This window comes from Roseiconus lacunae, from assembly GCF_008312935.1.
In the GTDB taxonomy this organism is placed as follows: Bacteria; Planctomycetota; Planctomycetia; order Pirellulales; family Pirellulaceae; genus Stieleria; species Stieleria lacunae.
Map to the genome: position 1 here is coordinate 955,192 of NZ_VSZO01000001.1, position 12,695 is coordinate 967,886.

Here is a 12,695-nt window from a genome sequence, read left to right on the forward strand (position 1 = left end):
GGTCGAAGTGGCAACCGTTAAGAAAGGAGACTTTTGTCGCAAAAAAGCAACTTGTGGCAGGATTTCAACAAGGGAGAACGGACCACTAAGTCGTGTTTTCGCCGTCTCCTACATCCTACACGTGTTTGCGACAATGGCCAGAGCCGCGACCAATCCGTCGTCTCGCGACTAAATCGAGCGGTATCTTCGGAGCCCCAGACGTGTTGTAAATGTCCGACCTGAATCTTGGGTCAACCCAATCATCCCAGGACAGTCGGTCACCAGGGACGCTCCAGCCAGGATCGAATCTCGGTCTTCCCATCCTGATCAAGACGGACGCGGATGGCCCCCTTTTGGGCCGTGACGTAAACGCCGCTGCCGGTTTGGGAGAGCATGTCGTGAACCTCCGGTCGGCCGGCACGCTGTCCGCCGCTGACGATCGTTTCCCCCGGCCGCGCCCAAGCCAACACCATGTCGGCGTTCATTCGCAGACTTCCGTGGTGCGGCGCCATCATCACCCCGCCCGGACGAGGACGTGGATGATTGACCAACACCTGGGTTCCTGGTGGTTCCAAGTCACCGGGCAATAGCAACGTTGTGTCGGCATGTTGAATCGATAAGACCAAACTATTCACGTTGTCGTTGCCTTCGATACGGCTCGCCGGAGGATGAAGAACACTGACATTGCCCGGCAACGTCCACCGGGGATCGCGACGATCAGAATGAACTTCGACCACGGGGACTCCGGCATTGTCAATCGCCGTACGCAATCTCGCCAGCAGGTCGCCATCGCCCATCAACATCTCTGGCGGGGTGATGATCTTGCCGATCGCAAATCGATCCAACAAAGCCGGCAGCGCGTTGAAGTGATCTGAATCGGCGTGTGAAAGGTAAACTTCATCGATCGACGTGATGCCCATCGACCAGAGTGCCCTATCGATCGGCCACGACGTCATCTGCTGATTGCCCAGCCGGCCGCAATCATAAAGCCAGATGCCTTCTCGTTGTAACGTTTGGTCATACGAACGGACGATCACGCTGGTGCCATGACCAACGTCAACGAAGGTTGCTTCCAAAACGGTCGGCGGCAACGGTGCAACCTGCGTGACCAACCAGACATTGACCAAAATCCAAACCGCAATCCAACCCAATCGAACCCACCGCGCGATCGGTCCTTTCAGTACCAACGTGAACATCAAGACGACATAGAACGAGCCCACACTGAAACCGTTCGGCGATGGTAACCACACGTGTCCGTTTTCGATCGATGCCGACCATCGAATCACCGTTGACATGTACCGCAATGCAAACTGGCATCCGGCCCCAGGTAGCTCGCTTAACCAAGGAGCGATCGGTTCGAAGATCACGACCAACACGCCAGCAGGCAAGGCGATCATCAGCCCGGACCAAACGAGGACATTGGTCAAAACGCTGACCAGCGAGATCAAATGAAACTGTGACCAAACGTAGGGCAAACTCACGGCCGTCACGCAGGCGCTCATCCAAGCCATCTGAAAAACAAATCGAAACACCACGCCACCGAAACGTCTCCAACGCGGAGATGCTTCGTCAACGAGCTGTTGGAAATTTTGTTCTTGGCTGTTCTGTTGTCGCTGTCGATCCAATTGCCGATCCAGACCAACCGATGCGATTGAACGACCGGCAAGCATCAACGTCACGACGGCTAGAAACGACAGGTGTACGCCGGTAGAAAACAGATTTAACGGGTTCTTCAGCAACAATAGCACCGCCGCGAAGGCCAAAGTGTTCAGTGGCTGGCTGGTGCGGCGGAAACACGCAGCCAACATCAAGACACCGATCAAAATCGCGGCGCGTAAGACCGGCGGTCGCCCCCCGGTCATGGCCACATAAATCGCGCTCAGCGAAACGATGATGATCAACCGTGATATCGGACGTAGTCCAGCACCGGCGATCGCCCACGAAACAAACAGCACCAAGATGGCCAAGTGCATTCCGCTGACGGACAACAAGTGGGCCGTGCCGGTCGTGAGCAACGCATCACGCATTTCGGCATCGACCAGTTCGCGTTGCCCGAGAATCAATGCGAGGGCAAGCGATCCGGTTTCCCGGTCGGTGTGCCGCAGCAAAGACTCGCGTCCGGAGTTCGCGATCGATGCGACCGAGCGGTGCACCCAATCGGTAGACGCTTGCAACCGTACAATCGCGTCGGCGTTCTTCGTTTCCATTCGGGCATGCAGCCCACGCCTTCGATAGGCGATGCGTAGATCAGGTTCACCCGGATTGGTCGGTGCGTCGAAAGCTCGTAACCAGCCATACACTTCCAATCGTTCACCCGGCAGTCGCCCGCTATGGTCTCCTTCGGTCGTGACCAAGACCTTGCCGTCGCAAGGTGACCAGCGATCGTGTTGGCGAAACGAGTCGACTCGGACAACCAATTCGCTGTTGTAAGTAGCGATGGCATCGCGAGTATGATGGCTAAGTCTTAAGGTGACCCGTTCGGCGAGTTTGCCGCGGACGATGACGGGGATCGCTTCGCTTTGCAGCAAACGACCGATCGTAGCCGAGCGATAGCGGTGTTCAAGAAACGCATGCCAACAAGCAAACAGGCACAGCACTGCCAATCCACTTGTCACAGCTGACAATCGAACCGGACGAGCCTGACGAGGTCCGACGATTTCACTTGTCAACCACGAAGCGGTCGCGATCCCACCCCAGATCAGCAGGCTGGTGTTCAAGGATCGAAAGGTCGCCCAATCAAGCAAGATTCCCAGGACGGCAACGACCGTGAAGATCAGAGCCGGGTAACGATGTAAGGCTTCGCGAATCGAGAAGTCAGATTCGATCCAGCGGTGCCCCTTCAGCGCAGCGACGACCGATCGAACACTGGAAAAACGTTGCCCCGAAGAAAACCGCACCGTCGAATCGTCCTCGTCGACATCGAATGAACGCAGCCGTGCGGCCGATCATCATCGGATCAGCCGCGCGGCAATGAACTGTTGCACGGATGGTATGATAGAGGTTCTGTGGCGGGGGGTGTTCGTCAGTCAAGACATCGCGCGCTAAACTTAGAACGCGGAGCGACGCGATCGTTGTATCGATCGCTCCTCGTCGAACAAGTTCGCATTGAATCCATGACATCGATTTCACAGACACTGATATGAAGTACTTGTTGCCCCGTTCGCTTGCCTCGTTCCTCGTTATTGGTTTGACCTCAGCCGTGCCAGCGCAAAACGCGACTTCGAAATTGACCTATCCGGAAACCGAAACGGTGGACATCACCGATACCTACCACGGAATCTCCGTGGCGGATCCATATCGTTGGTTGGAAGATACCGAAAGCGACGCGACTCGGGCCTGGATCGATGCACAAAACGAGGTCACACAAAATTACCTGCAATCGTTACCCGGACGTGACGAGATGCGGCAGCGTCTTGAAAAACTTTGGAACTACGAACGCTACGGGATCCCGCGTCGTCGCGGTGATCGTTACTTCTATTCGCACAACGATGGGCTGCAAAACCAAAGTGTCTTCTACACCGCCGAGTCGTTAGATGCCCCACGAAAGGTTTTGATCGATCCGAACACCCTTAGCGAAGACGGCACGGTTGCGTTGGCGTCGACGGCGGTCACCAAAGACGGCACGCTGGTGGCCTATGGACTAGCCGATGGGGGCAGTGACTGGCGTACTTGGAAAGTGCGTGATGTTGCGAGTGGGGAGGATCTTGAAGACGTCGTCCGTTGGGTCAAATTCAGTGGTGTCGCGTGGCTGCCCGATAACAGCGGCTTTTTTTATTCACGCTACGACGCGCCCGAAGAAGGCGCCGAACTGACCGGGACAAACGAAAACCAAAAGATGTACTTCCATCGATTGGGAACGACTCAAGACAACGATCCGTTGATCCTGGCCCGCCCTGACAATCCAAAATGGGGATTCTCGCCCAGTGTAACCGATGACGGGCGGTTCCTTGTGATTCACAACTGGAAAGGCAGCGAGCCGAAGTCACAGATTTTCATCAAACGTCTCGATCAAGAGTCCGCGGAGGTCAAAGAACTGATCATCGGGTTCGATGCCGAGTATGAATTGGTCGGATCGGTCGGCGATCGACTTTATTTTCTTACCGATCACGAAGCACCTCGCCGCCGCCTAATCTCCGTCGACGTGAACAAATCCGGTCGTGATCACTGGGTGGAGGTTGTCGCCGAAAGTGACGACGTGATCGAATCAGCCAGTCTGTTCGGTGAGGTCTTTTACGTCACCGCACTTCGAGATGCTCGTAGTCGAGTGACACGGCACGCGATCGATGGCAAGTTGATCGATGAATTTGAATTGCCGGGACTCGGCAGTGTCGGAGGCTTCGGTGGCTATCAAGACGCGGCCGAAACGTTTTTCTCGTTCACTAACTATGTCACTCCCGGTGCGATCTATCGTGTCGACCTGGACGATCCTTCCCCCGAAAAAGGCACCGCCGAACTGTGGCGCCAAAGTGAGCTTGAAATCAATTTGGATCATTTCGTCACTGAGCAGGTGTTTTGTACCAGCAAGGACGGGACGAAGATTCCGATCATCATCACACGTCATCAAGACACCAAACTGGATGGCAGCAATCAAACGTTGTTGTACGCCTACGGTGGATTCAATATTTCGTTGACGCCGTCGTTTTCGCCAGGCAATGCGGCGTGGGTCGACGCGGGTGGAATCTATGCGGTCGCAAACCTTCGCGGTGGTGGCGAGTATGGGCGACAGTGGCACGAAGCCGGGATGCGTCTGGGCAAACAAAACGTCTTCGATGATTTCATCGCCGCGGCCGAATACTTGATCGATTCAGGCTACACGTCCAGCAAACGACTTGGCATTCGCGGTGGCAGCAACGGCGGTTTGCTAGTCGGTGCGGTGATGACACAGCGTCCGGATCTGTTCGGTGCTTGCTTGCCCGCGGTCGGCGTGATGGACATGTTGCGTTTTCAGAAATTCACCATCGGCTGGGCGTGGGTCGGCGAATACGGTAGCAGCGACGAAGAGGATCAAATCAAGAATTTGTTGTCCTACTCGCCGCTTCACAACCTGAAAGGTGGCACGTGCTATCCGGCAACTTTGGTGACAACGGCCGATCGAGATGACCGGGTCGTCCCAGGACATAGCTTCAAATTCGCCGCCGCGCTCCAAGAAGCACAACAGTGTGACAACCCGACTCTGATTCGAATTGAAACCCGCGCCGGACATGGTGCCGGGACACCGGTCAGCAAGCGAATCGAGGAGTACACCGATTTGTGGACGTTCCTCAAAGCGAATCTTCAGTGACCGTAAGAATCGACATCGATGCGATTGATGCACGTGGGACCCTCACCCGGGACCCTATAGCGGGATCGGTGGGGACGAACTAACCTTTCTGGTCTTGCGGGTGATGAAATCGGCACCATGACGTGTCGTCGACAGCCCGCGCCCGCCTACCCGCGCACAAGATCATGCATCTTGCTACCCCGACGGCGCCGACGTATGGGCGTACGTTTCCGCTGTATGTTCCGCCCATCGATTGGTTCTTTCTTACCGACGATCGTCCCCGGTACACGATGTCCTTTTTCTTGGACCTCGATTTCAGCGGCCAACTGGATCGTTCCTTGTTTGAAGCCGCCGTCGACGAAGCGGTGCAGCGACACCCGCTATTGTTTTGTCGCGTCGGCGTTGAAAAAAACGATCGGCTTTGTTGGGTCTTGGCCCCCGAACTTCGTTCGCCGGTCGATTGGGCCGACGATAGCGTTCCGATCGACATGGGCGATGGCTACCTGGATCTCCGCGAAACGACGGGTCTACGTATTTGGGTCCGGCAATCGGCCGCGGGTGCCCGCGTCTCAATGCAATTTCATCACGCCGCTTGTGACGGAACCGGTGCGTATCGGTTTGTCGGCGATTTGCTCGGGTGTTACATGAGACGTTTGCCAAGTTGCCAGGGCGACGTCGAATTGTCGAACTTTGATGCCGCGTCGCTCAAGGTTCGTCGCTCAAAGATGCGCAGCATTCTGATGCATGAAAGCGCACTGAAAAAGTTTCGCTTGGCCGCTTCCGAAGCGTTCAATCACATCGGAACCCGAGTCGCCCCGCTTAAGCCACCCGCGAAACGCCCCGAGACGTTTTCGCTTCCGGCGATGCAGAAACAAACGTTTTCGGCGGCGCAGCTGGCAAGTCTTCGTAAGGCCGCGACCTCACAAGGTGGCACGCTGAACGATTTGTTCCTCAGCAAGATGTTTGTCGCGGCGCGTCGCTGGAACGGTTCCTTCAGCGGTTCGCGAAAGATTCGGTTGTTGGTACCGGCCGATATGCGCGACGGCGACGACTTTGAGATCCCCGCTTGTAATATGACTGCCTGCACGTTCATCACACGCAGTCTCGGAGAGATCGAAGATGAGAAACGGTTGATGGAGTTGATCGTCAAAGACACGTTGGCGTTGAAGAACGGTCAGCCTCAAAAGGACTTTGTCAATTCGATCACCACCGCGATGGAAGGCGGTTTACTGCCTTGGATTTTGAAAGCGAGTCGATGTTTGGCGACCGGTGTTTTCTCCAACGCGGGTGACCCGTCACGGCGGTTCACCGGTCGGTTGCCGAAGCGGCGCGGTAAGGTCAGTTGCGATGACTTCACGCTTGAAGCGATCACGGGAGTTCCCCCGCTTCGCGAACAAACCCGTAGCACACTTTCGTCGAGTATCTACGGACGGCAACTCACCTTTTCGCTGCGCTGCGATCCGTATCTCTTCGGACCCGACGATACGAAAGACTTGTTGGAGTTGTTCTGCGATCAACTCCGCCCGCTAGTTTGAGCGGCAATTGACGATGTTTCCTGGGCAAAGCGTTGTTGTCTAGCTAAGCTGATCGGGTCTCGTTCCGGTCTCAACTTGGTATCTACAACGATGAATCGTCTGTCACTTCCGAGCGTTGTTTTACTGTTCTCCTTTGTCGCGCCTTTAAACGGAGATGAGGTCAAGATCCCCGTCATTAAGGACGGCAAGGCTCAGGTAATCAAGGAACTCGAAGACTCTGACTATTGGATTCGACACGACCTTTGGGTGGAAACCGAATTCGATTCGGACGGCGATGGGCGGCTCGATCGGATGCATGTGAGTGTGACTCGGCCCACCCAGACGGACACGCAGTCGTTAAAGCTGCCCGTGATCTACAACTCCAGCCCCTACTTCGCCGGGACGACGGGCAGCGACGAGTCGTACTTCTGGGATGTTCGTCAAGAGTTGGGTGCCGACCCACCAAAACGTTCCAAAGCCCCCTCAATCGAGCGAACCGGAACACGTCCGATTATCTCCAAACGACACGTCAAAGATTGGTTGCCGCGCGGATTTGTCGTCGTTCACTCCAGCGCGCCAGGGACCGGGCTTTCCCAAGGTTGCCCGACCGTCGGTGACGATCCAGAAGCACTCGCACCCAAGGCGGTGATCGATTGGTTGTGTGGACGTGGAAAGGGTTTCAGCGATCCGCTGGGCGGCGAACCTGTCGAAGCGTACTGGTGTTCGGGAAAGGTTGGCATGACCGGAACCAGCTACAACGGAACGATCCCATTGGCGGCCGCGACCACCGGAGTCGAAGGTTTGGAGGTAATTATTCCGGTGGCACCGAACACGTCATACTACCACTACTACCGATCCAACGGACTGGTTCGTCATCCGGGCGGGTTCCTGGGCGAAGATATCGACATCTTGTACGACTACATTCACAGCGGTGGTAACGAACAAGTTCGCGAATATTGCAATTGTCATGTCCGCGACAAACAGATGAAAGCCAACCAAGATCGGGCGACTGGTGACTACAACGATTTCTGGTCGTCACGCGATTACCTTAACCGAGTCGATGGCGTGAAAGCGGCGGTCTTGATGGCTCATGCGTTCAACGATTGGAATGTGGTGCCAGAGCACAGCATTCGAATTTATGAAGCGCTACAAAAGAACGGTGTTCCGACAGCCTTGTTTATGCACCAAGGGGGACACGGGGGACCGCCGCCGACCGAGATGATGAATCGATGGTTCACGCGGTATCTTTTCGATGTCGAAAATGGTGTCGAGAATGACTCCAAAGCTTGGATCGTTCGCGAAGGCGATAAACGCACCGAGCCGACAGAGTATGCCGACTATCCACATCCCGAAGCCAAAGACGTCACCGTTTACCCGGTCGCCGGTGCACCGCAACGCGGTGCCTTGCAGTTAAAGCCGGTTCAGCAACCGACGACAGAAACACTCGTCGATAACTTTTCATTCTCCGGCGATGCGCTCGCCCAAGCGGAGTACACCGAGCATCGGTTGATCTACACCACGCCAAAATTTACCGATGCCGTTCATTTGTCGGGAACGCCACGCGTGAAGGTTCGATTGGCGTGTGATCAGTCGGCGGCCAACTTGAGTGTCTGGTTAGTTTCGTTGCCTTGGAATACCGACAAAAATGCCAAGATCACCGACAATATCATCACCCGCGGCTGGGCCGATCCACAAAACATCAAGTCGATTCGCGAAAGTGAAGCGTTAGTGCCCGGGCAGTTTTACGATGTCGAGTTTGATCTCCAACCCGACGATCAGGTGATCGCCAAAGGCCAGCAAATCGGCTTGATGATCTTTTCAAGCGACCGCGACTACACGTTGCATCCCACCCCCGGGACCAAGCTGACGATCGACCTTCAACAAACCGAGCTGACCTTGCCAATCGTCGGGGGCTCCCTGCCGCTGGAGAAGCAGTAGTGTAGGTTCGTCGTTTCAATCAGCCGCAAACGCGCTAACGTGCGGTTCGTCCTCGCAAACCTGAACTAATGCCCGTCGGCTGATCGTTGAGTCGCTTCATTCGATTAAATCAACGAAACGATTGGCGAGTTCCGCGACCGGGAGGTGCGACTGCTGGCGCGTCCGATCAACGTTTCTTGCCCTTTTTGGCAGGCTTCTCGGCAATCGCTTCGGCTGGTTTGCCATCGGTTGCTTCTTCCGGTGGTACTTCGGGCAATGCTTTCTCTTCCGGCTTCGATGCTAGTAGGTCAGGGGCCGGCCCAAATTCATCGAACTCGGGCCAACCTTGGTTAAACCGGGTCTCGGCGGTGAAGTCGACCGAGGGGCGTTCAAATTCCGGTGCCGTGCTGCCGTTGCGGCTGCGACGACCGATCAGAAATTGGCTGCCGGCCAGTTTAGTCTTGTCGCGAATGGTCCCGCCCTGGAACGGACCGATGCCCATGACCCAGGTATCGCGGGCTGTCGCGGTGGATTGCCGAACCCCCGATTGCCAGATGGGTTGTCGTGTTTCGCGTTCATAGGCAAAGGCCGCGATTTTCGCCGCAGCTTCGCGGGCTTCGCGTCGGGCGACGGAGATTTCCGGCAACGTTGGCACAATAGGCGCATTGGGGATCGCGGCAGCGGCTGTGTTGAACGCGTTGTTTTCGGGGATCCCATAAGTGACTAAATGATCGTCGGTCCCCAAGGCACCGACCCGAGCTTCGATGATTACGTCGGCTTCGGGGGATGAATCCTGGATCAAGCAACCGGCGGCAAGAATCTGCTGTCGCAAACTGCTGATGACGTATTCGGCATTGGCATAGCCCTCGCCTTTGACCGTTCGCAGGTAGCTAGTGTCCAGGTAAACTTTGCGCCCGGTGAGCGGACGAAAGTCTAGGTCTTGAATACTGCGGTCGACCGCATCACTGACGACCAGTTGCTCCGTCGCTCGGTGTTCGCGAGTCGTACCGCAACCACCAAACGCGAGTGTCATCAGACACAGCGAAAGCGTGGTCGAAATAGATCGCAGGGCGTGAAACATCAACGCGTGAAACTTCGGATGATCGGAAAGCAGTTCCAGGTGGGACGGGGAACGAAAAACGAACCCGAAACGACTTAACTAGCGACCAATCGGGTCGCGTGACAAGCCCGGTCCGCGCAAATCAGCTCGCTTGTTTCACCTAGCTACTTCACTCGATAGCCGAGTTGTTTCAGTTTCTCACGAATCGAATCGTTATGATCGCCTTGCAGCTCGACAAGATCTTCTTTCGCTTTCACGGTGCCGCCGGTCCCGCACACCGCCTGAAGCATACCGAGTAGAGCTGACAAATCGTTCGCCTCGGCGGTCAGTCCCGACACGACGGTAGCCTTGCGACCGCCCTTGCGTTTTTCGACGCGGACTCTCGCAGTCTGTTTCTCTGGGGGGAGCCGTTTGGCTTGCGTTTGTTTCTCCCGTTCTGCCGCTGCCTTTTGCTCTGCCGTACAGTCGCAGTCGGTTTCTGGCTTGCCGCACAAGTCGCACGAAGGCGGGATGTAGAATTCAGTGCCGGCGAATAAGCTTGCCATTGGATCGTTCTAGTGGAGGAGAAGCGGCAGGTAATCGTCAGAAGTGGAGGACCAATTTGGCGAACCCTTTGTGACAAAATTGGTCTGCATACAATGTACGAAAACCACAGCAGATGATCGATGACAGAACAACTCTCCAACTTCGGTAAGCGACTGGCCCTGGATTCCGGGATCGGCGAATTGATGCGCGACCTTGGTGATGCACTTGCCGCCGGCGATGGCAACATTTGTATGCTCGGTGGGGGGCAACCATCCCATATTCCCGCGATCGACGAACTCTGGCAGCGGCGTTTGCAGGAAATTGCATCGGATCCGAAACAGACGGCGCGAGTCTTGGGTGATTACGACCCACCGGCCGGTGATGCGGCCTTTCGCAAAGCCGTCGCTGCTTTTTTTTCGCGGCAATACGGTTGGCCGATCACGATGGAGAACGTCGCGGTGACCGCCGGTGGCCAGACCGCGTTCTTCTTACTTCTCAATGCCATTGCCGGTCGCTGCGAAGGCCAGCCAGACCGCAAGGTACTCTTACCGATTTCACCTGAATACATCGGGTACGCCGACCAGTCGGTTTCGTCAGACTTCTTTCAAGCGACGAAGCCTTTGATCGAAGAGACGGGGGACCATGAGTTTAAATATGGGATCGATTTCGACGCTTTGACGATCGACGATTCGGTCGCGGCGATGTGTTTGTCACGGCCCACCAACCCCTCGTCAAACGTGATCAGCGACGAAGAACTTTCCAAGTTGATCGACATCGCCAAACAAGCCGACGTACCGTTGATCGTCGACAATGCGTACGGTTTGCCGTTCCCCGGAGCGATCTTCGGTGACGCGATCCCACAGTTCGATCCGTCGATGGTGCTGACGTATAGCCTGTCCAAAATGGGTTTGCCCGGAACTCGGACGGGCATCGTGATCGCCGCCCCAAAAGTGATCGAACGATTGTCTTCGATGAACGCGATCAGCTCACTGGCCAACAATAATCTTGGGCAAGCGATCACTCGACCGCTTTTCGAATCCGACCAAATGGCCACGCTCAGTCGCGACGTCATTCGCCCCTACTATCGTCAACGCGCCGAACAGGCGCGGCAATGGTTGACCGAGTCGATCGACGCGGACGTTCCGTTTCGTATTCATCGATGTGAAGGGGCGTTTTTCCTGTGGTTGTGGCTCCCCGGCTTGCCGATCACTTCGCAAGAACTTTACGAGCGATTGAAACGCCGCAAGGTGTTGGTGATTTCCGGCCACCATTTCTTTTTCGGTCTCGAAGATGATCAGTGGCAACATCGCAACGAGTGTTTGCGGTTGAGTTACACGACCGATCCAGATGTCCTAAAACGTGGTCTGAAAATCCTGGGCGAAGAAATCAACTCCCTCTACCGCGTTGCAGTACCATAGCGGTCAGTGCGCCGATGTTTCTGGCGCGAAGTTTGAATTCGATCAAACGCGAACTGCCCATGACACTGCATCCTCAAGCGAAAGCGTATTTGGAAAATGTTCTTCAGCAAGGACGTCCCGGCTGGCACGAACTTTCGGTCGATCAGGCGCGTGAAATTTTTCAATCACTCGATCCGCTTTGCGGGCCGCGTCCCGATTTGGATCGCGTCGAAGATCTGATCGCGACAGACGATTCCAGTGTTCAGATCCCGATGCGTTTGTATTCGTCCGGCAAGGAAACGGACGTCGCTGACGTCGCAGACGAATCGCCTCCGGTGATCATCTTCTTTCACGGCGGCGGTTGGGTGCTCGGAGATTTGAGCACCCACGATGCGTTGTGTCGTCGGCTAGCCAAAGAGTCCGCTTGCACGGTCATCGCAGTCGATTATCGGCTCTCTCCGGAAAGTCAGTTCCCAGGGCCGGTCAACGATTGCTATGCGGCTGTCAAATACGTCGCTGACCATCAACGTGAGTTGGACGTCGATGCGTCACGAATGGCATTGGTGGGCGACAGTGCCGGTGGATATTTGGCGACGATGGTAGCCCTGAAAATTCGTGAGCAAGGCGGACCGCCGGTTCGATTGCAGGTGCTGATTTATCCGGTGATCGAAGCCGACTTTGAAACCCCTTCCTACCAATCGTTCGCCGACGGACATGGATTGACCCGGGACACAATGCGTTGGTTTTGGCAACACTTTCTTGGCGATGCGGATCCCGTCGCCGCGTCACCGCTGCGCGCCGATTCGCTGGCCGATCTTCCGCCGGCGATCGTGATCACCGCCGAATACGATGTGCTTCGCGACGAGGGAACGCGGTATGCCAAACGGCTATTCGAAAGCGGTGTTGACGTGGATCACTGGCGAATCGAAGGCATGCTTCACGGATTTGTTCACTTCGCCGGTGTGTTCGATCCCGGGATCGAAGTCGCACGTCAACTCGCCAACCAGGTCTCGCAGCGTTTGTGTTAGAAAACGCAACGTTTT

At 55.8% G+C, this 12,695-nt stretch carries 8 protein-coding genes; 5 read left to right on the plus strand and 3 right to left on the minus strand.

The genetic code is table 11. The features are described from left to right. Positions 1–257: 257 nt before the first annotated feature. Positions 258–2,876 carry a ComEC/Rec2 family competence protein gene (locus FYC48_RS03395; RefSeq protein WP_149495250.1) on the minus strand — a complete coding sequence of 873 codons (2,619 nt, stop codon included), beginning with the start codon at positions 2,874–2,876 and terminating at the stop codon, positions 258–260. A 242-nt stretch (positions 2,877–3,118) separates the two neighbouring features. Here FYC48_RS03395 and FYC48_RS03400 point away from each other — a divergent pair, with 242 nt between their 5' ends. The 3 genes from FYC48_RS03400 to FYC48_RS03410 all read left to right on the plus strand — a co-directional run bounded on the left by FYC48_RS03400 (position 3,119) and on the right by FYC48_RS03410 (position 8,691). Continuing rightward, the gene (locus FYC48_RS03400) at positions 3,119–5,260 is read left to right on the plus strand and encodes a prolyl oligopeptidase family serine peptidase (protein ID WP_149495251.1); all 2,142 of its coding nucleotides are present in this window, start codon (positions 3,119–3,121) and stop codon (positions 5,258–5,260) included. Positions 5,261–5,424: 164 nt separating this feature from the next. Next, positions 5,425–6,774 carry a hypothetical protein gene (locus FYC48_RS03405; protein WP_149495252.1) on the plus strand — a complete coding sequence of 450 codons (1,350 nt, stop codon included), beginning with the start codon at positions 5,425–5,427 and terminating at the stop codon, positions 6,772–6,774. Between the two features lie 90 nt (positions 6,775–6,864). After that, on the plus strand, positions 6,865–8,691 hold the full coding sequence (locus FYC48_RS03410; RefSeq protein ID WP_149495253.1) for a Xaa-Pro dipeptidyl-peptidase: 1,827 nt from the start codon (positions 6,865–6,867) through the stop codon (positions 8,689–8,691). Between the two features lie 166 nt (positions 8,692–8,857). Here FYC48_RS03410 and FYC48_RS03415 read toward each other — a convergent pair whose 3' ends face one another. Together FYC48_RS03415 and FYC48_RS03420 are read right to left on the minus strand one after the other, a co-directional pair. Beyond that, positions 8,858–9,751, minus strand: coding sequence for a DUF6655 family protein (locus tag FYC48_RS03415; protein WP_149495254.1), 894 nt, complete (start codon positions 9,749–9,751; stop codon positions 8,858–8,860). Positions 9,752–9,894: 143 nt separating this feature from the next. Further along, entirely contained in the window at positions 9,895–10,275 is a 381-nt protein-coding gene (locus tag FYC48_RS03420; protein WP_149495255.1) for a translation initiation factor, read from the minus strand. Positions 10,276–10,395: 120 nt separating this feature from the next. Between FYC48_RS03420 and FYC48_RS03425 the strand changes: the two genes are divergently transcribed. Then, complete coding sequence (locus FYC48_RS03425) at positions 10,396–11,673, plus strand: valine--pyruvate transaminase (RefSeq protein ID WP_149495256.1); 1,278 nt, start codon at positions 10,396–10,398, stop codon at positions 11,671–11,673. A 59-nt stretch (positions 11,674–11,732) separates the two neighbouring features. After that, entirely contained in the window at positions 11,733–12,680 is a 948-nt protein-coding gene (locus FYC48_RS03430; protein ID WP_160149302.1) for an alpha/beta hydrolase, read from the plus strand. Positions 12,681–12,695: the final 15 nt, after the last annotated feature.